18 protein-coding genes are annotated in these 20,874 nt (G+C 62.4%); 9 read left to right on the forward strand and 9 right to left on the reverse strand.

The features are described from left to right. Positions 1-636 carry a Pr6Pr family membrane protein gene (locus LVS58_RS05110; protein ID WP_233690139.1) on the reverse strand — a complete coding sequence of 212 codons (636 nt, stop codon included), beginning with the start codon at positions 634-636 and terminating at the stop codon, positions 1-3. 1 nt (position 637) lies between these two features. Beyond that, entirely contained in the window at positions 638-859 is a 222-nt protein-coding gene (locus LVS58_RS05115; RefSeq protein WP_003252112.1) for a VF530 family DNA-binding protein, read from the reverse strand. Positions 860-1,020: 161 nt separating this feature from the next. Here LVS58_RS05115 and LVS58_RS05120 point away from each other — a divergent pair, with 161 nt between their 5' ends. The 7 genes from LVS58_RS05120 (at position 1,021) to cmoB (ending at position 12,088) form a co-directional block, all read left to right on the forward strand. Then, a complete protein-coding gene (locus LVS58_RS05120; RefSeq protein WP_233690140.1) occupies positions 1,021-3,066 on the forward strand; it encodes a TonB-dependent receptor in 2,046 nt (681 codons plus the stop codon). Between the two features lie 294 nt (positions 3,067-3,360). After that, positions 3,361-4,695: a carbohydrate porin gene (locus LVS58_RS05125; protein WP_233690141.1), complete on the forward strand. Its 1,335-nt coding sequence runs from the start codon at positions 3,361-3,363 to the stop codon at positions 4,693-4,695. Positions 4,696-4,725: 30 nt separating this feature from the next. Beyond that, entirely contained in the window at positions 4,726-7,137 is a 2,412-nt protein-coding gene (locus LVS58_RS05130) for a glucose/quinate/shikimate family membrane-bound PQQ-dependent dehydrogenase (RefSeq protein ID WP_233690142.1), read from the forward strand. A gap of 203 nt (positions 7,138-7,340) precedes the next feature. Further along, a complete protein-coding gene (gene lon / locus LVS58_RS05135) occupies positions 7,341-9,758 on the forward strand; it encodes an endopeptidase La (RefSeq protein ID WP_233690143.1) in 2,418 nt (805 codons plus the stop codon). A gap of 151 nt (positions 9,759-9,909) precedes the next feature. After that, positions 9,910-10,302: a protease inhibitor I42 family protein gene (locus tag LVS58_RS05140; RefSeq protein WP_233690144.1), complete on the forward strand. Its 393-nt coding sequence runs from the start codon at positions 9,910-9,912 to the stop codon at positions 10,300-10,302. Between the two features lie 89 nt (positions 10,303-10,391). Continuing rightward, on the forward strand, positions 10,392-11,135 hold the full coding sequence (gene cmoA, locus LVS58_RS05145) for a carboxy-S-adenosyl-L-methionine synthase CmoA (protein WP_004575434.1): 744 nt from the start codon (positions 10,392-10,394) through the stop codon (positions 11,133-11,135). Continuing rightward, the gene (gene cmoB / locus LVS58_RS05150; protein WP_233690145.1) at positions 11,132-12,088 is read left to right on the forward strand and encodes a tRNA 5-methoxyuridine(34)/uridine 5-oxyacetic acid(34) synthase CmoB; all 957 of its coding nucleotides are present in this window, start codon (positions 11,132-11,134) and stop codon (positions 12,086-12,088) included. The genes cmoA and cmoB overlap by 4 nt, the downstream gene beginning before the upstream one ends. A gap of 69 nt (positions 12,089-12,157) precedes the next feature. Here cmoB and LVS58_RS05155 read toward each other — a convergent pair whose 3' ends face one another. Next, complete coding sequence (locus LVS58_RS05155; RefSeq protein WP_003252072.1) at positions 12,158-12,361, reverse strand: hypothetical protein; 204 nt, start codon at positions 12,359-12,361, stop codon at positions 12,158-12,160. A 310-nt stretch (positions 12,362-12,671) separates the two neighbouring features. Here LVS58_RS05155 and LVS58_RS05160 point away from each other — a divergent pair, with 310 nt between their 5' ends. Together LVS58_RS05160 and LVS58_RS05165 are read left to right on the forward strand one after the other, a co-directional pair. Beyond that, positions 12,672-13,346 (forward strand): heavy metal response regulator transcription factor, encoded by a 675-nt coding sequence (locus LVS58_RS05160; protein ID WP_233690146.1) that lies wholly within the window; start codon positions 12,672-12,674, stop codon positions 13,344-13,346. Beyond that, on the forward strand, positions 13,343-14,725 hold the full coding sequence (locus LVS58_RS05165; RefSeq protein ID WP_233690147.1) for a heavy metal sensor histidine kinase: 1,383 nt from the start codon (positions 13,343-13,345) through the stop codon (positions 14,723-14,725). The genes LVS58_RS05160 and LVS58_RS05165 overlap by 4 nt, the downstream gene beginning before the upstream one ends. Before the next feature lie 43 nt (positions 14,726-14,768). On the opposite strand, the gene pdxJ is transcribed toward LVS58_RS05165, so the two are convergent. The 6 genes from pdxJ to lepA all read right to left on the reverse strand — a co-directional run bounded on the left by pdxJ (position 14,769) and on the right by lepA (position 20,812). Beyond that, on the reverse strand, positions 14,769-15,491 hold the full coding sequence (gene pdxJ, locus LVS58_RS05170; RefSeq protein ID WP_267954295.1) for a pyridoxine 5'-phosphate synthase: 723 nt from the start codon (positions 15,489-15,491) through the stop codon (positions 14,769-14,771). 61 nt (positions 15,492-15,552) lie between these two features. Further along, positions 15,553-16,236, reverse strand: coding sequence for a DNA repair protein RecO (recO, locus tag LVS58_RS05175; RefSeq protein WP_233690149.1), 684 nt, complete (start codon positions 16,234-16,236; stop codon positions 15,553-15,555). A gap of 168 nt (positions 16,237-16,404) precedes the next feature. Further along, positions 16,405-17,307, reverse strand: a complete 903-nt coding sequence (gene era / locus LVS58_RS05180; RefSeq protein ID WP_233690150.1) for a GTPase Era — start codon at positions 17,305-17,307, stop codon at positions 16,405-16,407. Continuing rightward, positions 17,300-17,989 (reverse strand): ribonuclease III, encoded by a 690-nt coding sequence (gene rnc, locus LVS58_RS05185; protein WP_003252059.1) that lies wholly within the window; start codon positions 17,987-17,989, stop codon positions 17,300-17,302. Before rnc ends, era begins: the two co-directional genes overlap by 8 nt. A gap of 163 nt (positions 17,990-18,152) precedes the next feature. Then, positions 18,153-19,007, reverse strand: a complete 855-nt coding sequence (lepB, locus tag LVS58_RS05190; protein WP_233690151.1) for a signal peptidase I — start codon at positions 19,005-19,007, stop codon at positions 18,153-18,155. A 5-nt stretch (positions 19,008-19,012) separates the two neighbouring features. After that, entirely contained in the window at positions 19,013-20,812 is a 1,800-nt protein-coding gene (lepA, locus tag LVS58_RS05195) for a translation elongation factor 4 (RefSeq protein WP_233690152.1), read from the reverse strand. Positions 20,813-20,874: the final 62 nt, after the last annotated feature.

The following is a 20,874-nucleotide window of genomic DNA, read 5'->3' on the forward strand; positions in this document are numbered from 1 at the left end:
TCAAACCAGCCTTTGCAGCCCCCGCCACCGATCCAGCCCAAGCAACACCAGCCCTATCCCCCAGAAACCCGCCAGCACCCCCAGGGCGTTGAGCATCACCTGCCCATATCCCAGGCTGGCCACATCGATGAACGGGTAGGCATACACGCCAATCTCGCTCCCCCGCCACAGCGCATAACCAAAGTAGACCGCCGGGTACACCGCCCACACCAGCAAATGCCATAGCCGCAACCTGCCCTTGGGCACCTCGCACCACCAGTACAAGGCATACAGCACCGGCATCACGTCGTGCAGCAACTCGTCCGCCAGCCATTGCCAACCCTGTGGTTGCCACAAATGACGCAGCAGCACGCTGTAGGCCAGCGCCACCAGCACGATACTGGCAGCCACTGCTGAGCTAACCGAGGGCGACAGGAAAAAGCGTTTGCCACGGCCTTCCCGACCGAACGCGGCATAGCTGAGCACCGTCGCCACCAGGGTATTGGTCAGCACGGTGAAGTAGCCAAACACATTGATCAGGCCGCCAATCAGGCTGGCCTGTTCCTGCCAACGCGCCAGCAGTACCAGGTTCACCTGCACGGCCAGGCCGAACCAGCCAAGCGCAGCCATGCCGGTCAGCCAAGGGCGACGCGACATGTCAGGCCTGACGCTGCAGCTTCACGTACAGCTGCTCGACCTTCTCCCGCGCCCACGGTGTTTTGCGCAGGAACGTCAGGCTCGACTTGATGGTCGGGTTGCTCTTGAAGCAGCGCACATCGATGCGCTCGGCCAGGCCCTGCCATTGGTAATGCGCCACCAGCTCGGTGAGGATCTGTTCAAGGGTCTTGCCGTGCAGCGCGTTGTGTTGGGCCGTGCTCATGCTGTGCTCCGTAGGAAAGATGCGCACCTTACACGAGTGTAGTGGTGGGAGGGATCCGTCGAGTCGACAGAAAAATCGCTGGTCAGGGGCAAAACCTCTGTGATGGAATAGTTATGTTATGTTGTAACATTAAAACATCTGCCAAGGAACGCCCCATCCTCATGCTGTACACACCGCTTCGTCTCTCTCCCCTTGCCGTCGCACTCTGGCTGGCTGCATCCCCCAGCCAGGCTGTAGAACTCGAGCCGCAGGTCATCACCGCCAACCCATTGGGTAACCGCCAACTGGCCGCCCCCAGTTCCGTGCTCGAAGGCGAAAACCTGCTGCAACAACAGCACGGCAGCCTGGGTGAAACCCTGAACAAGCAGCCCGGTGTCGCCTCCACCTGGTTTGGCCCTGGCGCCAGCCGACCGGTCATTCGCGGCCTGGACGGCGACCGCATCCGCATTCTGCGCAACGGCGTCGGCGCTCTGGATGCTTCGTCGCTGTCCTATGACCACGCCGTCCCCCTGGACCCGGTGACGGTCGACCGCGTCGAAATCGTCCGTGGTCCGGCCGCCTTGCTGTATGGCGGCAACGCGATCGGCGGCGTGGTCAACACCTTTGACAACCGCATTCCGGACTCGCCGATCGAAGGCATCCACGGTGCCGGTGAACTGCGTTACGGCGGTGCCGACACCACCCGCAGCAGCGCCGGTAAGCTGGAGGCCGGCAATGGCGCCTTCGCCCTGCATCTGGACGCCAACAGCCGCCAGTTCAACGACCTGCGCATCCCGGGCTACGCACGCAGCGCCAAGGTGCGCGATGCCGACGAGCCCGGCAGTAAACACCGCCTGGAAAACAGCGACGGCCGCCAGGACGGCGGCGCAATCGGTGGTTCCTACCACTGGGACCACGGCTACGCCGGCCTGTCGTACAGCCGCTACGACAGCAACTACGGCTCGGTGGCCGAGCCCGGCGTGCGCCTGGACATGAAACAGGATCACTACGCCTTCGCCTCCGAACTGCGCGACCTCGACGGCCCGTTCAGCTCGGTCAAGGTAGATGCCGGCTACACCGACTACGAACACAGCGAAATCGAGGAGGGCGAGGTCCATACCACCTTCAAGAACAAGGGCTACGAAGCGCGCATCGAAGCGCGTCACCAGCCGCTCGGGCCGGTGGAAGGGGTAATTGGTGCCCAGGTCAGCCGCAACGAATTCTCCGCCCTGGGCGAGGAAGCTTTCGTCCCGCACACCGATACCGACAGCCTGGCGCTGTTCATGCTGGAGCAGTGGCAAGCCACCGAACGCCTGAACCTGAGCCTGGGCGCGCGCATGGAGCACACCCGCGTAGACCCGGACGCCAAAGGCAACGAGCACTTCGTCGACGCCGACAGCGCCAGCAGCTTCAACGCCTTCAGCCTGTCTTCAGGCGCGGTGTACCAGCTCGACCCGGTCTGGTCGCTGGCGGCCAGCCTCGGCTACACCGAGCGCGCCCCGACCTTCTACGAGTTGTATGCCAACGGCGCCCACGTGGCCACCGGTGCCTTTGAAGTCGGTGATGCCAGCCTGAACAAGGAAAAGGCCATTTCCGCCGACCTGGCGCTGCGCTTTGACAACGGCACCCACAAGGGCAGTGTCGGGGTGTTCTACAGCCACTTTCGCAACTACATCGGCCTGATCGGCACCGGCAACCTGCGTGAGGGGGGGCATGATCACGACCATGACGAGGATGACCACGACCACGATCATGGCGACGGCTACCCGGAATATCAGTATCAAGGGGTGCGGGCGCGCTTCTACGGGGTTGAGGCCCAGGACCGCTGGCAGCTGGTCGAGAACCGTTACGGCAGCTTTGCGCTGGAGTTGTCTGGTGACTACACCCGGGCCAAGAACCTGGACAGCGGCGAGCCACTGCCCCGCATCGCTCCGCTGCGCCTGAACAGCGGCCTGGTCTGGGAACTGGACCGCTGGCAGGCGCGGGTAGACGTGCAGCACGCTGCGTCGCAGCACCGCAAACCCGCCAACGAAACCGGCACCGATGGCTACACCACCTTGGGGGCGAGCGTTGGCTACCGCTTCGACATTGGCCAGAGCCAGTGGCTGGCGTTTGTGCGCGGCGAAAACCTCACCGACCAGACCGTGCGCTACGCCAGTTCGATCCTGCGCGATATCGCACCGGCACCGGGGCGTAGTGTGGAAGTGGGGTTGCGTACGACCTTCTGAACCACAAACGACGAAGATCGGTGTAGGAGCGGGTTCACCCGCGAATACGATGGAAGTGCAACCGGCGCATTCGCGGGTGAACCCGCTCCTACACTTGCCTCGATTAACAACGACTGTTGCCCGTTCAACAACAATCCTCTGCGACAATTTGTCTTTTTTTCTTATAACTTCCCCTATATCCTCCCGCCGCAAGCTGAAACGCTTCATCGAACAACCTTGTCGCCATATCCATTGAAGGGTACGCCCTTCGATGCGCTTGCCGTTTTTTCAATAATCAAAAGATAGCGCTATCTCATGCTCCAACTGCCTAAAACCTGTTACATCGGCCTCGCCCTCAGTGCCTTGGCAACCCCCGTCAGCGCCAGCGAAATGTTCGCCAGCGATTCCCCGTGGATGCTTGGCGACTGGGGGGGAACCCGCAGCGAATTGCTGGAAAAGGGCTACGACTTCACCCTTGGCTACACCGGCGAGATGGGCAGCAACCTGCACGGCGGCTACGACCACGACCGCACCGCGCGCTACAGCGACCAGTTCACCTTTGGCAGCCACCTGGACCTGGACAAGATCCTCGGCTGGCACGACACCGAATTCCAGCTGACCGTCACCGAGCGCCACGGCGACAACATCAGCAACGACCGCATCAACGACCCGCGTGTCGGCGGCTTCACCTCCGCCCAGGAAGTCTGGGGCCGCGGCGAAACCTGGCGGCTGACGCAGATGTGGATCAAGCAGAAGTACTTCGAGGGTGCGCTGGATGTGAAATTCGGCCGCTTCGGTGAAGGCGAGGACTTCAACAGCTTCCCTTGCGACTTCCAGAACCTGGCCTTCTGCGGCTCGCAGGTGGGCAACTGGGTAGGTGGCATCTGGTACAACTGGCCAGTCAGCCAGTGGGCCCTGCGCGTGCGCTACAACCTTACCCCCGAGCTGTACGCACAGGTCGGCGTCTACGAGCAGAACCCTTCCAACCTCGAATCTGGCAATGGTTTCAAGCTCAGCGGCAGCGGCACCCAAGGTGCGGTAATGCCGTTCGAACTGGTATGGGCCCCACGCATCCAAGGCTTGAAAGGGGAATATCGTGCCGGCTACTACTACAGTAATGCCAAGGCACAAGATGTTCTCAAGGACAGCAACGGTCAGCCGGCCGCCATCAGCGGCGCCGCCTACCGCAGCAGCTCGAGCAAGCACGGCTTGTGGATTGGCGCCCAGCAGCAGGTCACCTCGCTGGCGTCCGACCAGTCACGCGGCTTGAGCGTGTTCGCCAACGCCACCGTGCATGACAAGAAGACCAATGCCATCGACAACTATCTGCAGGCAGGACTGGTATTCAAAGGGCCCTTCGATGCCCGCGCCAAGGACGACATCGGTTTCGCCCTGGCGCGCGTGCACGTCAACCCTGCCTATCGCAAGAACGCCCGCCTGGCCAACCAGGCCGCCGGCCTCTACGACTACGACAACCCAGGCTTCCTGCCCGTGCAGGACACCGAGTACAGCGCCGAGCTGTACTACGGCATCCATTTGGCCGACTGGCTCACGGTACGCCCCAACCTGCAGTACATCCGCCACCCGGGCGGGGTGTCGCAGGTCGATGGCGCCCTGATCGGCGGCCTGAAGATCCAGAGCAGTTTCTAACCCCTTTTTTGACCTGACGGAGAACCTACGATGAGCACTGAAGGTGCCAACCAAGGAAGCCGCTGGCTACCGCGCCTGATTGGCGCGCTGCTGTTGCTGATGGGCCTGGCCCTGCTGGCCGGCGGTATCAAGCTGAGCCAGCTGGGCGGATCGCTGTACTACCTGATCGCCGGTATCGGCTTTGCCCTTTCGGGCATCCTGCTGCTGGCCCAACGCCAGATCGCCCTGGGCCTGTATGGCCTGATGCTGCTGGGCAGCACCGTTTGGGCCCTGCTCGAGGTGGGCCTGGACTGGTGGCAACTGGTGCCCCGTCTGGCCATCTGGTTCGCCATCGGCGTGGTGCTGCTGCTCCCGTGGGCACGTCGCCCGCTGATCGGCCCGGCCAGCAAAGCCAATACTGCACTGCTCGGCGTGGCAGTCGTCGCTTCGGGCGCTTGCGCGCTGGGCAGCCAGTTCACCCATCCCGGTGAAGTGTTCGGCGAACTGGGCCGCGACAGCAGCGAAATGGCCAGTGCCGCACCGGCCATGCCCGACGGCGAATGGCAGGCCTACGGCCGTACCGAGCATGGCGACCGCTACTCGCCGCTGCACCAGATCACCCCGCAGAACGCCTACCGCCTGGAAGAGGCCTGGCGCATTCGTACCGGTGATCTGCCGACCGAAAACGACCCGGTGGAGCTGACCAACCAGAACACCCCGCTGAAGGTCAACGGTATGCTGTATGCCTGCACCGCGCACAGCCGCCTGCTGGCGCTGGACCCGGACACTGGCGCGGAAATCTGGCGCTACGACCCGCAGGTCAAGAGCCCGACCGGCACCTTCAAAGGCTTTGCCCACATGACGTGCCGTGGCGTCTCGTACTATGACGAAAACCGCTACGTCAGCCGCGATGGCAGCCCGGCACCGAAAATTACCGACGCAGGCCAGGCGGTGGCCCAAGCCTGCCCGCGTCGTCTCTACCTGCCGACTGCGGATGCCCGCCTGATCGCCATCAACGCCGACAATGGCAAGGTCTGCGAAGGCTTCGCCAACCAGGGCGTGATCGACCTCACCACCGGTATTGGCCCGTTCACCGCCGGCGGCTATTACTCCACCTCGCCTGCTGCGATTACCCGTGACCTGGTGATCATCGGTGGCCACGTCACCGACAACGAATCGACCAATGAGCCGTCCGGGGTGATCCGCGCCTACGATGTGCACGACGGCCACCTGGTGTGGAACTGGGACAGCAACAACCCGGACGACACCAAGCCATTGGCTGCCGGCAAAATGTACAGCCGCAACTCGGCCAACATGTGGTCAATCGCCAGCGTCGACGAAGACCTTGGCATGATCTACCTGCCGCTGGGCAACCAGACCCCGGACCAGTGGGGCGCCGACCGCACCCCGGGCGCCGAGAAGTACAGTGCCGGCGTGGTCGCCCTTGACCTGGCCACCGGCAAGGCACGCTGGAACTATCAGTTCACCCACCACGACCTGTGGGACATGGACGTCGGCAGCCAGCCGACCCTGGTACACCTGAAAACCGACGATGGCGTGAAACCGGCGATCATCGTACCGACCAAGCAAGGCAGCCTGTACGTGCTCGACCGCCGCGACGGTACGCCAATTGTGCCGATCCGCGAGATCCCCACCCCACAAGGCGCAGTGCAAGGCGACCACACCTCGCCAACCCAGGCACGCTCCGACCTCAACCTGCTCGGCCCAGAGCTGACCGAACAGGCCATGTGGGGCGCCACGCCATTCGACCAGATGCTGTGCCGCATCCAGTTCCGCGAACTGCGCTACGAAGGCCAGTACACCCCGCCATCCGAACAAGGTTCGTTGGTCTACCCCGGCAACGTCGGTGTATTCAACTGGGGCAGCGTGTCGGTCGACCCGGTGCGCCAGTTGCTGTTCACTTCGCCCAATTACATGGCGTTCGTGTCCAAGATGGTCCCGCGTGAGCAGGTTGCCGAAGGCAGCAAGCGCGAAAGCGAGACCAGCGGCGTACAGCCGAACACCGGCGCACCGTATGCAGTGACCATGCACCCGTTCATGTCGCCGCTCGGCGTACCGTGCCAGGCACCCGCCTGGGGCTACGTCGCCGCCATCGACCTGTTCACCAACAAGGTTGTGTGGAAACACAAGAACGGCACCACCCGCGACAGCACCCCGGTGCCGATCGGCCTGCCGGTTGGCGTGCCGAGCATGGGGGGCTCGATCGTCACCGCCGGTGGCGTCGGTTTCCTCAGCGGCACGCTAGACCAGTACCTGCGCGCCTATGACGTGAACAACGGCAAGGAGTTGTGGAAAGCACGCCTGCCAGCGGGTGGCCAGGCCACGCCGATGAGCTACACCGGCAAGGATGGCAAGCAGTACGTGCTGGTGACTGCCGGCGGCCATGGCTCGCTGGGCACCAAGATGGGCGATTACATCATCGCTTACAAATTAGCTGACTAAGCTACACCGCTCCCGCAGGCTCAACCCTGCGGGAGCGGCCTTGTGTCGCGATTGGGTCGCGCTACGGCCCCAACGATCTAGAATGCTGGAGGGATCCTGGGGCTGCTGCGCAGCCCAATCGCGAAACAAGGCCGCTCCCACGCCATTGAAACCCATCCCATCGCGCCCCATCTAAGCACCATTGTCATTCACGCAGGTGCCCCATGAGCGACCAGCAGGATTTCCCGGAACACCCGGACGAACACAGCGAAGTCGAACACACCCTCCGGGCTGAAACCGGCCACGCCCTCGCGCTGCCCGGCCAGCAGCTGCCGGACAAAGTCTACGTCATCCCGATCCACAACCGCCCGTTCTTCCCGGCACAGGTACTACCGGTCATCGTCAATGAAGAACCCTGGGCCGAAACGCTCGATCTGGTGGCCAAGTCACCGGACCACTGCCTGGCGCTGTTCTTCATGGACACCCCGCCAGAAGACCACCGCCACTTCGACACCTCGGCATTGCCGCAGTACGGCACGCTGGTCAAGGTGCACCATGCCAGCCGCGAAAACGGCAAATTGCAGTTCGTCGCCCAGGGCCTGTCCCGGGTGCGCATCCGCAACTGGCTCAAGCACCACCGCCCGCCCTACCTGGTCGAAGTCGAATACCCGCGCCAGCCCGCCGAGCCGACCGACGAGGTCAAAGCCTACGGCATGGCACTGATCAACGCGATCAAAGAGCTGCTGCCGCTCAATCCGCTGTACAGCGAAGAGCTGAAGAACTACCTCAACCGCTTCAGCCCCAACGACCCTTCGCCGCTCACCGACTTCGCCGCCGCGCTCACCTCGGCCACCGGCAACCAGTTGCAGGAAGTGCTCGACTGCGTGCCCATGCTCAAACGCATGGAAAAGGTCCTGCCAATGCTACGCAAAGAGGTGGAAGTTGCACGCTTGCAGAACGAGATCTCGGCCGAGGTCAACCGGCAAATCGGCGAGCACCAGCGCGAATTCTTCCTCAAGGAACAACTCAAGGTCATTCAGCAGGAGCTGGGGCTGACGAAGGACGACCGCAGCGCCGACCTCGAACAGTTCGAACAGCGCCTGGAAGGCAAGACCCTGCCGCCCCAGGCCCGCAAGCGCATCGATGAAGAGATGGGCAAACTGGCCATCCTGGAAACCGGCTCGCCCGAATACGCCGTCACCCGCAACTATCTGGAGTGGGCCACCGCCTTGCCGTGGGGCGTGTACGGCAAAGACAAGCTCGACCTCAAACATGCCCGCAAAGTCCTCGACCAGTACCACGCCGGCCTCGACGACATCAAGGAGCGCATCCTCGAGTTCCTCGCCGTGGGCGCCTGGAAAGGCGAAATCAGTGGCTCGATCGTGCTGTTGGTGGGCCCGCCCGGGGTGGGCAAGACCAGCATCGGCAAGTCCATCGCCGAATCCCTCGGCCGGCCGTTCTATCGCTTCAGCGTCGGTGGCATGCGTGACGAAGCCGAGATCAAGGGCCACCGCCGCACCTACATCGGCGCCCAGCCCGGCAAGCTGGTACAGGCCCTGAAAGACGTCGAAGTGATGAACCCGGTGATCATGCTCGATGAAATCGACAAGATGGGCCAGAGCTATCAGGGTGACCCGGCGTCAGCGTTGCTGGAAACCCTCGACCCCGAGCAGAACGTCGACTTCCTCGACCACTACCTCGACCTGCGCCTGGACTTGTCCAAGGTGCTGTTCGTGTGCACGGCCAACACCCTCGATTCGATACCCGGGCCGTTGCTCGACCGCATGGAAGTGATCCGCCTGTCCGGCTATATCACCGAAGAAAAAATGACCATCGCCAAGCGCCACCTGTGGCCCAAGCAGCTGGAAAAGGCCGGCGTTTCCAAAACCAGCCTCAGCATCAGCGACAGTGCCCTGCGCCTGGTGATCGACGGTTATGCCCGCGAGGCCGGCGTGCGCCAGCTGGAGAAGCAACTGGGCAAACTGGTGCGCAAGGCCGTGGTCAAGCTGCTGGAAAACCCCGACGCCAAGCTTAAGATCGGCACCAAGGACCTTGAGACCGCACTCGGCATACCGGTGTTTCGCAGCGAGCAGGTACTGGCTGGCAAAGGCGTCATCACCGGCCTGGCCTGGACCAGCATGGGCGGCGCTACGCTGCCGATCGAGGCGACCCGCATCCACACCCACAACCGCGGCTTCAAGCTGACGGGCAAACTGGGTGACGTGATGAAGGAATCCGCCGAAATTGCCTACAGCTACATCAGCTCCAACCTCAAGCAATTTGGCGGGGATCCAGGGTTCTTCAACGAAGCGTTCATCCACCTGCACGTACCCGAAGGCGCCACGCCCAAGGACGGCCCCAGTGCCGGCATCACAATGGCCAGCGCCTTGCTTTCACTGGCCCGGGACCAGCCTGCCAAAAAAGGTGTCGCCATGACGGGCGAGCTGACCCTCACCGGCCAGGTACTGCCGATTGGCGGTGTGCGCGAGAAGGTGATTGCGGCGCGGCGGCAGAAGATTTTCGAACTGATATTGCCGGAGCCTAACCGCGGCGACTTCGAAGAACTGCCGGACTACCTGCGCGAAGGCCTGACAGTGCATTTCGCCAAACGCTTCGCCGACGTGGCGAAAGTGCTGTTCTAGCCTGCACTGGCCTCTTCGCGGGCAAGCCCGCGCCTGCACGGGTATGTTATCCGTGCAGGCGCGGGCTTGCTCGCGAAAGGGCCGGCACAGGCAACACAAATGTCCTCGATCATCGGTTATCCTCAGGCCATCGCCAGCCTTTGGAGCCACCATGACCTCTCCTCGCCTGCTCGTTCCCCTGAGCTTCGCCCTGCTTTCTGCCTGCGCGCAACAACCCTCGCAGCCTGTTGACCTGGACGCCGAAAGCGAATGCCCAAAGCGCCTGCAGGTCGGTCAGATCCTCACGCTCACCCTGCCCAGCAATCCCACCACCGGCTACCGCTGGCTGCTACAGAACCCGGCGCCCAACGTATTGCAAAGCCTTGGCCCCGAGGTTTACAGCGCGCCTGAAGACACCGGTATCGTTGGCAGCTCCGGCATGTCGACCTGGCGCTTCCAGGCCCGCGCGACTGGCGAAGGGAATCTGGTATTGGTCTACCAGCAACCCTGGGCCCCGGAAGTGCGCCCGGTGCAGACCTTCGATTGCGCCATTCGGGTCGATTGAACGCAAAGCGCTGGTCAGCCAACCATGCATCCGGGCTGCGGTTTGGCTAGAATGCGCCCCCTGCCTATCACCAGCCGCCTGGATTCGCCGTGAGCAAACAACCCGACCGCCTTTTCTCCCAACCCCTGGAGCAGGTGCCCGACTTCGTCTTCAACGAAGACGTCGTGCGTGTGTTCCCGGACATGATCAAGCGCTCGGTGCCCGGTTACCCAACCATTGTCGAGAACCTCGGGGTGCTGGCCGCGCGGTTCGCTCAGCCAGGCACCGCACTGTACGACCTGGGCGCATCGCTGGGTGCCGTTACCCAGTCGCTGCGTCGCCATGTGCGCAGCGACGGCTGCCGGGTAATTGCCGTGGATAACTCCGCCGCCATGGTCGAGCGCTGCCGGCAGTACCTCACTGCACAGGATTCGATGTTCCAGGAGTTGCTGCCGGTGCACGTGCTGGAGGCCGATATCCTTGCCCTGCCCTTCGAGCCGGCTTCGGTAGTGGCGATGAATTTCACCCTGCAGTTCATTGCCCCTGACCAGCGCCTTGAACTACTCGGGCGAATCCGCCAGGCGCTGCTGCCCGGCGGTGCGCTGATTCTGTCAGAGAAGCTGCGCTTCGCCGATGAGCAAGCGCAGGACCTGCTCAATGAACTGCACCTGGATTTCAAACGGGCCAATGGTTACAGCGAACTGGAGATCGCCCAGAAGCGCAGTGCCATCGAGAACGTGATGAAGCCCGATACACTCGAAACCCACCAGGAACGCCTGCGCGCAGCCGGCTTCTCGAAAGTGGTGCCCTGGTTCCAATGCCTTAACTTCGCCTCGTTGATAGCCCTGCCATGATCGATCTGTCTTCCCTCGTCCGCCGCCTGGCGGGCACGCCCCTGGCTTCCTGGTCGCAAGGCCTGCAAGCGCAACTGGACGCCAAGCTGGAAAAGGGTCACGGTGACCTCGACCGCTGGCGCGGGGCGCTGGAAGCCCTGCCCGCCCTGCAACCCAGTGAAATCGACCTGGTCAACGGGTTGCGTCTGGATTGCGACTGCGACGACACCACCCGCGTGCAGATGCGCCAGGCACTGATGGGCCTGTCGCCCTGGCGCAAAGGGCCGTTCGACCTGTTTGGGGTGCACGTTGACACCGAATGGCGTTCGGACTGGAAGTGGTCGCGGGTCGGCCCGCACCTGGACCTCAAAGGCAAACGCGTACTCGACGTGGGCTGTGGCAATGGCTACTACCAATGGCGCATGCTCGGGGCCGGCGCAGACATGGTGATCGGGGTCGACCCCAACTGGCTGTTCTTCTGCCAGTTCCAGGCCGTGCAGCAATACCTGCCGGAGCTACCGGCCTGGCACCTGCCGTTCGCCCTGGAAGACCTGCCCGCCAACCTGGAAGGTTTCGATACCGTATTTTCCATGGGCGTGTTCTATCACCGCCGCTCGCCCATCGAGCACCTGCTGGCGCTCAAGGACTGCCTGGTCAAGGGTGGCGAGCTGGTGCTGGAAACGTTGGTTATCGAGGGCGACGAAAACCAGGTGCTGGTGCCTGAGGACCGCTACGCACAGATGCGCAACGTCTGGTACCTGCCGTCAGTACCGGCGTTGGCCCGCTGGTTGCGCCGTGCCGGCTTCAGCGATGTGCGCTGCGTCGACGTGAGCGTGACCAGCGTCCAGGAGCAACGCAGCACCGATTGGATGCGCTACCAGTCGCTGAGCGATTTCCTCGACCCGAACGACCACAGCAAGACCGTCGAAGGCCTGCCTGCCCCACGCCGCGCCACCCTGCTGGCGCGCAAATAAAAAAGGCGCCCGCAGGGGCGCCTGAATACACCTGCGGCGAGGAGCCGTCGCGGCGCAGGTGTCGTTACCTCAATCCTTCGCCACCTCACGAGCCTTCTCTTGTGCCTTGCGCTCGCGCTCGGCAACCGCCTGTTGCTTGTCGCCATGCAGGCGCTGCTGGTCTTCGCGGAACGCTTGCCAGAACTGCTTCGAGCGCTCCGCACCGCCCTCGGCATAAACACTGGCACTGCCCAGGGCAAGGGTGGCCAGCAGCAGGTATTTGGTCAGGTTCATCGTGTTTGCCTCGTAATAACCGATCAGACACGGCCATCCTAGCGAGGGCTGGCTAACGGCAAGGTGAGGCGGGGATTACAGTCCTGCAATGTGGCCTTGTGTTGGCTGTTCGGGCCTCTTCGCGGGTAAACCCGCTCCTACAGGAACGGGTTTAGCCGCGAAAAGGGCCGAACAGACAGCCAGATAACAGCAGCATTACAAATCCGTTATCTGCTCCGCAGGCCTTTTTTCATGCCGTACCATTGGGGCGCTTGACCCTGATGTCACTACAGGGTCAAGAATCGCTCCCTTTCAACACACCGAGCCCACCATGCGCCTACTGATCATCGAGGACGAGCTGCGTACCGCCGACTACCTGCAACAAGGCCTTCGCGAAAACGGTTACGTAGTCGACTGCGCCCACACAGGCACCGACGGCCTGCACCTGGGCCGCCAGCAGGCCTATGACCTGGTCATCCTCGACGTCAACCTGCCCGAAATCGATGGCTGGACCGTGCTGCAGCGGCTACGTGCCGAATCGGCCACGCGCATCATGATGCTGACCGCCCACGGTCGCTTGGCCGACCGGGTAAAAGGCCTGGACCTGGGCGCCGATGACTACCTGCTCAAGCCTTTCGAGTTCCCTGAGCTAGTGGCGCGCATCCGCAGCCTGCTGCGGCGCAACGACCAGCAACTGCAGCCCAGTACCCTGCGCGTCGCGGACCTGGAACTGGACCCCGGCCGCCACCGCGCGTACCGCGCCGGGCAGCGCATCGACCTGACCGCCAAGGAGTTCGCCCTGCTGCACCTGCTAATGCGCCAGACTGGCGAAGTGTTGTCGCGCACGCAGATCATCTCGCTGGTGTGGGACATGAACTTCGACTGCGACACCAACGTGGTCGAGGTCTCGATCCGCCGCCTGCGTGCGAAGATCGACGACCCGTTCGACAACAAGCTGATCCATACCCTGCGTGGTGTGGGCTACGTACTTGAGGCTCGCCTTTGAAAAACGCCAGCCTGTCGTTACGCCTGGGGCTGAGCGTGACATTGATGGGCGCTGCACTGGTGCTGCTGCTGGCCTGGCTGGCCGTGTTTGCCCTGGATCACGAACTGGACAGCCGCGCGCGCAAGGATTTGGCGCGCAAGATGCTTCAGGTCGAGCACAACCTGCGTGTCGACCTGCGCAGCGAGGACCTGGGCAGCCGCGCCCATCCGCTGCTGGACCTGGTGATGGGGCATGACAACCTGAGCCTCAGTGTATCGGCGCTCGACGGCCGCCACCCGCATCTGCTCAGCCTCGGCCCGGCCCTGGAATCGCGCGTCGGTGAACTGCACACCGATGCGCGCCTGGCCTTTCACGCCTGGCGTGACAGCGGCGGTAACCAGATCCTCACCGTTACCCGGCTGATGCGCCTGCGCGACAACACCCCTGTCAAGGTGATGATGTCGCTCAACCGCGCCGACGACAACGCCCTGTTGCAAGCCTACCTGCACTCCACGTTGCTCGCCTTGCCACTGCTACTGGTCTTGATTGGTGCGGGGGCCTGGTGGCTGATGCAGCGCGGCCTGAAGCCGTTGCGGCGCTTCCGGCGCATTGCCGGGCAGGTGTCGGCCCAGGACCTGCAACATCGCTTGCCCGCCACTGGCTTGCCGCAGGAATTGGCGGAACTGGCCAGCAGCATCAACGTGATGCTCGACCGACTCGACCAAGGTGTCAGGCAGCTGTCGCAGTTCTCTGACGACCTGGCCCATGAACTGCGTACACCGTTGAGCAACCTGATGGGCAAGGCGCAGGTGACACTGGCCCGTGAGCGAGACAACACCAACTATCGGGAAGTGCTGGAAGACAGCATCGATGAGTTGAACCGGCTCAACCGCATCATCAACGACATGCTGTTTCTTGCCCAGGTCAGCCAGCCGCATACGCAGGTCGCATTGAAACCCTTGGCGCTGGCCGACGAGGCAGCGCGGGTTGTCGAGCTGTTCGCCTACAGTGCCGAGCTGAAAGAAATTGAGCTACGTGTTCACGGCTGGGGAACAGCGCTGGGAGACCGGCTGATGTTTCAGCGGGCACTGTCGAACCTGTTGAGCAACGCCATACGGCACAGTCCCGAGGGTAAACCCGTGGCGCTGCGCATCGAACGCTCGGGCAGCGCAGTAAGGCTATCCGTGGAGAACCAGGGGCCGGGTGTGCCTGCAGAGCACCAGTCGCGCTTGTTCGAGCGGTTTTACCGGGTAGGTTCGGGGCGTTCGCGGCTGGAGGGCGGGACCGGGTTGGGGTTGGCGATCGTGAAGTCGATCATGCAGTTGCACGGGGGGCGGGTTGACGTGAACAGCAGCCCCTTGGGGCCTACCCGGTTTACCCTGGTGTTTCCTGCCGAGTGATCGGCCGCCATGCTGGCCTTTGGGCCAACATGGCGACCAACAATCAGCGCGAAGCGGCCACGATCAGCGCCTTCATCTCGGCCACAGCAGCCTTGAAGCCGACAAACAGGGCATGCGCCACCAGCGCATGGCCAATGTTCAGCTCATTGATCCCCTTGATCGCCGCCACCGCCTCGACGTTGTGGTAGTGCAGCCCGTGACCCGCATTGACGATCAGCCCCTGCCCCACGCCAAACGCCACACCCTCGACGATGCGCTTGAGCTCTTCAGCCACTTCGGTGGGGGTTTCGGCATCGGCATAACGGCCGGTGTGAAGCTCGATGGCCGGTGCGCCAACGCGACGCGAGGCCTCGATCTGCCGCTCGTCGGCGTCGATGAACAGCGACACCTCGGCACCGGTACGCGACAGCCGTTCCACTGCAGCCTTGATCCGCGCTTCCTGCCCTGCCACATCCAGGCCACCTTCTGTGGTCAGCTCCTGGCGGGTTTCGGGTACCAGGCAGATGTGCGCCGGGCGAATCTTCTCGGCAAAGGCCATCATCTCTTCGGTGACGCCCATCTCGAAGTTCATGCGGGTCTGCAGCACATCCTTGAGCAGCACAACGTCACGCTCCTGGATGTGCCGGCGGTCTTCACGCAGGTGCACGGTGATGCCATCGGCGCCTGCTTCCTCGGCGTCCAGGGCAGCCTTGACCGGGTCAGGGTAGCGCGTGCCACGGGCCTGGCGCAGGGTCGCCACGTGGTCGATGTTTACGCCAAGAAGCATGCGGTTGCTGTGAGTCACGAAAGGCTCTCCTGAAGATTGAGCCCAACAGCATACGTCCTGATCAGCGCTTGCGAAACAGTTCCCGACTGACCAGCGGTTTTGTCCCCAGGTGAACTGCCAGTGCCTGGCGCATCAGCCGCTTTGCAGCGAGCAAGGCGCCAGGGGCATCCCAGTCGGTTTGGGCAAGGGCCAGCAGTTCGGTGCCACGGAACAGACCGGGCTGCGCCAGTTCAACCCGTTCCAGGCCGGCGTCAACGCGCAAGCGGTACAGGCCATCAGCGGCAATGGGCAGCCCGTTGACGTCATGGTGCAAGGAAAACGCATAACCGAGTTCGTCCAGCAGCCGCCATTCGAACGAGCGCAGCAGCGGTTCCAGCGGGCGACCGGCACTCAGTGCCTGCAAGGTCAAGGCGTAGTGTTCGAACAGGGCAGGGAACGGCGCTTCGGCAGGCAGCAGGCGCATCAACAGCTCATTGAGGTAAAGCCCGCTGAACAGCGCATCGCCGTGCAGCCAGGCGGCGATGCCGGTGCTGTCCATGCGCCCGACATTCTTCAGCTCGCCGCGCCCACGTAGCTCCACCTCCAGCGACACGAACGGTCGCACCAGGCTTCCGCCCTTACCCCGCGCACGACGCAGCACGGCGCGCAGGCGGCCCTGCGGGGTGAAAAAGTCCACCAGCGCGCTGGTTTCCTTATAGGCACGGCTGTGCAGCACATAGGCTGGCTGGCCGACAGGTTGTTCCATTAAAAATCACTCGCGCCGAGGGTTGCATTGGCCCTGTGGGAGCGGCCTTGTGTCGCGAAAAGGGCCGCAAAGCGGCCCCAGATCTTTAGCTTCGCAGCATAAATCGCCAGGGCTGCTGCGCAGCCCTATCGCGACACAAGGCCGCGCCTACAGGGACCAGCGCGCGGCTTACAGGTCGCCGTAGCCCAGCGAACGCAGTGCGCGCTCGTCGTCGGACCAGCCACCCTTCACCTTGACCCACAGGTTGAGCATGACCTTGGAATCGAACAGCACTTCCATGTCTTTGCGCGCCTCGGAACCAATGCGCTTGATGCGCTCACCCTTGTCACCAATGATGATTTTCTTCTGGCCGTCGCGCTCCACCAGAATCAACGCGTGGATGTGCAGCACATGGCCCTGCTGCTTGAATTCCTCGATCTCCACGGTGATCTGGTACGGCAGCTCCGCACCCAACTGGCGCATGATCTTCTCGCGTACCAGTTCAGCGGCGAGGAAGCGGCTGCTACGGTCGGTGATCTGGTCTTCGGGGAAGAAATGATCGTTCTCGGGCAGGTACTTGGCGATCTGTGCTTCCAGCGCCTCGAGATTGTGCCCCTGCTGCGCGGAAATCGGCATCACCTCGGCGTTCGGCAGTTGCTCTTGGAGCCACTGCAGGTGCGGGATCAACTCGGCTTTCTCTTCCATACGGTCGGTCTTGTTGACCGCGATGATCAGCGGGCCGGTCACATACTGCACGCGCTCCAGAACCAGTTGGTCCTCGTCGGTCCACTTGGTACGGTCGACCACGAAGATAACCACGTCGACGTCCTTCAGGGCCGCCGAGGCGTTGCGGTTCATGTAGCGGTTCAGTGCCTTGTCGTTGGCCTTGTGCATACCGGGGGTATCGACATAGATCGCCTGCACATCACCTTCGGTCTTGATGCCGAGCATGTTGTGGCGGGTGGTCTGCGGCTTTCGCGAGGTAATCGCCAGCTTCTGGCCCAGGATGTGGTTGAGCAGGGTCGACTTGCCGACGTTGGGACGGCCAACAATGGCTACGTAGCCGCAGCGGGTCGGGTTGCTATCAGTCATTGCCATTCTCCACGCCCAGGGCGATCAGTGCAGACGCGGCGGCGACTTGCTCGGCAATACGCCGGCTAACGCCTTGACCACGGCTCTTGTTGTTCAGCAGTACCACTTCGCATTCGACGAAGAAGGTCCGGCAGTGTGGTTCACCCTGGATATCCACGACTTCGTAACGCGGCAGCTCACAGCTGCGCGACTGCAGGAACTCTTGCAAGCGGGTTTTCGGATCTTTATTGGTGTCGACCAGTGTCAGGCCTTCGAACTCATCGGCCAGCCAGGCCAGGATGCGCTCCCGGGCGGTATCCATGTCAGCGTCCAGGTAGATGGCACCAATCAGTGCCTCCAGGGCGTCGGCCAGGATCGACTCACGGCGAAAGCCGCCACTTTTGAGTTCTCCGGAACCCAGGCGCAGGTAATCGCCCAGATCAAAACCCCGGGCCAGACGGGCCAGGGTCTCGCCCTTGACCAACCGCGCACGCAGCCGCGACAACTGGCCTTCGCGGGCCTGCGGAAAACGCTCGAACAGCGCTTCGCCGGCAACGAAGTTGAGAATGGCGTCACCGAGAAATTCCAGGCGCTCATTATTGCGCCCGGCGTAACTGCGATGGGTCAGTGCCAGGAGCATCTGGTCCTGGTTCTTGAAGGTGTAACCGAGCTTTCGCTCCAGACCGGCAAGGGAAGCACTCATGCGGCCACCCGATCGTTGTTCAACGCGTTGTTCAAATCAACATCCTGAAAGACTGTTTGGCTGTGGTCCGCCGCTTGATGTGCGACGAATCTCCCAATCCCTGAGAACACAGCCTATGTCAGAAATGCATTCGGCGCTGTCTGCTGGACAGCGCCGATGGGTATCAATGGATCAGGCCAACCCGCGACAGGTTGGGCAGGTGGCTGAGTTTGGGCTCTGGCCAGCTCATCCACACCGCGAAGGCCTTGCCGACAATGTTCCGATCCGGAACCATGCCGTGCAGTTCCTTGGGAATGTTCGGGTCATCCCAGAAACGGCTATCGTTGGAGTTGTCGCGGTTGTCGCCCATCATGAAGTAATGGCCCGCAGGGACGGTCCACTGCTGGTCCGGCGGCATGCGATAACGGCTCATTTCCTTGCGGATCAGGTGTTCGGCCGCGCCGAGCTTTTCCTTGTACAGCTGAGCGCTGCCCAGGGTACCCGGCTCGCTGCCCACCAGTTGTTCGACAACGGGCTGGCCGTTGACGAACAGCTGCTTGTCGTTGGTGTAACGGACTACGTCGCCCGGCAGGCCAACCACACGCTTGATGTAATTGACATTCGGGTCGCTCGGGTAGCGGAACACCATCACATCCCCGCGTTGCGGGTCACCGACCTCGATGACCTTCTTGTCGATCACCGGCAGGCGAATGCCGTACGAGAACTTGTTCACCAGGATGAAGTCGCCCACTTCCAGGGTCGGCTTCATCGATCCCGAAGGGATCTGGAACGGCTCGACCAGGAACGAACGCAGCACCAGCACGATGAACAGCACCGGGAAGAACGACTTGCCGTACTCGACCAGCAACGGCTCCTTGTTCAGCCGTTCGACCACCGCCATCTCAGGCTGGCTGACGCTGCCCTGATAGTTGGCGATTGCCGCACGCCGGCGCGGGGCCAGGAACAGCAGGTCGATCAAGCCCAGCAGACCGCAGATGAAGACGGCGATGACTAGCAACAGCGGGAAATTTAGCGACATAGGACCTAGCTATCCAACCTGAGCACGGCGAGGAAGGCTTCTTGTGGAATTTCCACATTGCCCACCTGTTTCATGCGTTTCTTACCGGCCTTCTGCTTCTCCAGCAGCTTCTTCTTACGGCTGACGTCACCACCGTAGCACTTGGCCAGTACGTTCTTTCTGAGCGCCTTGACGGTTGTCCGCGCAATGATCTGGCCGCCGATGGCTGCCTGGATCGCTACGTCAAACATCTGCCGAGGGATCAGTTCCTTCATCTTCTCGGTCAACGCACGGCCTTTGTAGGCCGCGTTGTCGCGGTGCACGATCAATGCCAGGGCATCGACCTTGTCGCCGTTGATCAGCACGTCCAGCTTGACCAGGTTGGCCGACTGGTAGCGATCGAAATGATAATCCAGCGAAGCATAGCCGCGGCTGGTGGATTTGAGGCGGTCGAAGAAGTCGAGCACCACTTCGTTCATCGGCATGTCGTAACGCACCTGCACCTGGCTGCCGAGGAACTGCATGTCGCGCTGAACGCCACGCTTCTCGATGCACAGGGTGATGACGTTGCCCAGGTGCTCCTGCGGAACCAGGATGGTCGCGGTGACGATCGGCTCGCGGAAGTCGGCTACAGCCGAGACGTCCGGCAGCTTGGACGGGTTGTCGACGACGATGGTTTCGCCGGTTTTCAGTTCCAGCTCATAGATAACGCTAGGTGCGGTGGTGATCAGGTCCAGGTCGTATTCGCGCTCCAGGCGCTCCTGGATGATCTCCATGTGCAACATGCCCAGGAAACCGCAACGGAAGCCAAAGCCCAGCGCGTCGGAGCTTTCCGGCATGTACTGCAGCGAGGAGTCGTTCAGGGTCAGCTTCTGCAGAGCGTCGCGGAAATCCTCGAAGTCGTCGGAGCTGACCGGGAACAGGCCGGCGTAGACCTGCGGCTGAATCTTCTTGAAGCCTGGCAACACCTCGACCTCAGGGGTCGAGGACAGGGTCAGGGTGTCGCCAACCGGGGCACCGTGGATGTCCTTGATGCTGGCGATGATGAAGCCTACTTCACCGGCTTTCAGATCAGCAGTCTGGGTGTGTTTCGGGGTGAAGACACCGACGCTGTCGACCAGGTGCACCTTGCCGGTGGACTTGACCAGGATCTTGTCGCCTTTCTTGACGCGGCCCTGGCGCACGCGCACCAGCGAGACCACACCCAGGTAATTGTCGAACCAGGAGTCGATGATCAGCGCTTGCAGCGGTGCATCGATCTCACCTTCTGGCGCGGGGATGGTCTGCACCAGGCGCTCGAGCACCTCGTCAACGCCCATACCACTCTTGGCGCTGCAGGCTACGGCGTCGGTGGCATCGATCCCGATGATCTTCTCGATCTCGTCCTTGACGCGGTCCGGGTCGGCTTGGGGCAGGTCCATCTTGTTCAGGACCGGCATGACCTCCAGGCCCTGCTCGATGGCGGTGTAGCAGTTGGCTACGGACTGGGCTTCCACGCCCTGGCCGGCGTCAACCACCAGCAGCGCCCCTTCACAGGCCGCCAGCGAGCGCGAAACTTCGTAGGTGAAGTCGACGTGGCCGGGGGTATCGATGAAGTTCAGCTGGTAGGTCTTGCCGTCCTGCGCCTTGTAGTGAAGCGTGACGCTGTGGGCCTTGATGGTGATACCGCGCTCACGCTCCAGGTCCATGGAATCGAGCACCTGGGCTTCCATCTCGCGCGCAGACAGGCCACCGCACATTTGAATGAAACGGTCAGCCAGCGTCGACTTGCCATGGTCGATGTGGGCGATGATGGAGAAATTGCGGATATGACTCAAATCACTCACGGGTCAACACTCGAAAAGGCTGCGAGCCGGACGCCCGCCGAAAAATAGCCGGGAATTGTACC

It is taken from the genome of Pseudomonas sp. JR33AA, from assembly GCF_021378985.1.
Taxonomy (GTDB): domain Bacteria; phylum Pseudomonadota; class Gammaproteobacteria; order Pseudomonadales; family Pseudomonadaceae; genus Aquipseudomonas; species Aquipseudomonas alloputida.

What these genes read in the sequence shown, in the direction of transcription:
- LVS58_RS05140 (WP_233690144.1), top strand. Translation starts at nt 9,910, where the DNA reads ATGACCTCTCCTCGCCTGCTCGTTCCCCTGAGCTTCGCCCTGCTTTCT.
- LVS58_RS05155 (WP_003252072.1), bottom strand. Translation starts at nt 12,361, where the DNA reads ATGAACCTGACCAAATACCTGCTGCTGGCCACCCTTGCCCTGGGCAGT.
- rnc (WP_003252059.1), bottom strand. Translation starts at nt 17,989, where the DNA reads ATGAGTGCTTCCCTTGCCGGTCTGGAGCGAAAGCTCGGTTACACCTTC.
- cmoB (WP_233690145.1), top strand. Translation starts at nt 11,132, where the DNA reads ATGATCGATCTGTCTTCCCTCGTCCGCCGCCTGGCGGGCACGCCCCTG.
- LVS58_RS05110 (WP_233690139.1), bottom strand. Translation starts at nt 636, where the DNA reads ATGTCGCGTCGCCCTTGGCTGACCGGCATGGCTGCGCTTGGCTGGTTC.
- LVS58_RS05130 (WP_233690142.1), top strand. Translation starts at nt 4,726, where the DNA reads ATGAGCACTGAAGGTGCCAACCAAGGAAGCCGCTGGCTACCGCGCCTG.
- LVS58_RS05115 (WP_003252112.1), bottom strand. Translation starts at nt 859, where the DNA reads ATGAGCACGGCCCAACACAACGCGCTGCACGGCAAGACCCTTGAACAG.
- lon (WP_233690143.1), top strand. Translation starts at nt 7,341, where the DNA reads ATGAGCGACCAGCAGGATTTCCCGGAACACCCGGACGAACACAGCGAA.
- lepB (WP_233690151.1), bottom strand. Translation starts at nt 19,007, where the DNA reads ATGTCGCTAAATTTCCCGCTGTTGCTAGTCATCGCCGTCTTCATCTGC.
- LVS58_RS05125 (WP_233690141.1), top strand. Translation starts at nt 3,361, where the DNA reads ATGCTCCAACTGCCTAAAACCTGTTACATCGGCCTCGCCCTCAGTGCC.
- LVS58_RS05120 (WP_233690140.1), top strand. Translation starts at nt 1,021, where the DNA reads ATGCTGTACACACCGCTTCGTCTCTCTCCCCTTGCCGTCGCACTCTGG.
- recO (WP_233690149.1), bottom strand. Translation starts at nt 16,236, where the DNA reads ATGGAACAACCTGTCGGCCAGCCAGCCTATGTGCTGCACAGCCGTGCC.
- pdxJ (WP_267954295.1), bottom strand. Translation starts at nt 15,491, where the DNA reads ATGCTTCTTGGCGTAAACATCGACCACGTGGCGACCCTGCGCCAGGCC.
- LVS58_RS05160 (WP_233690146.1), top strand. Translation starts at nt 12,672, where the DNA reads ATGCGCCTACTGATCATCGAGGACGAGCTGCGTACCGCCGACTACCTG.
- era (WP_233690150.1), bottom strand. Translation starts at nt 17,307, where the DNA reads ATGACTGATAGCAACCCGACCCGCTGCGGCTACGTAGCCATTGTTGGC.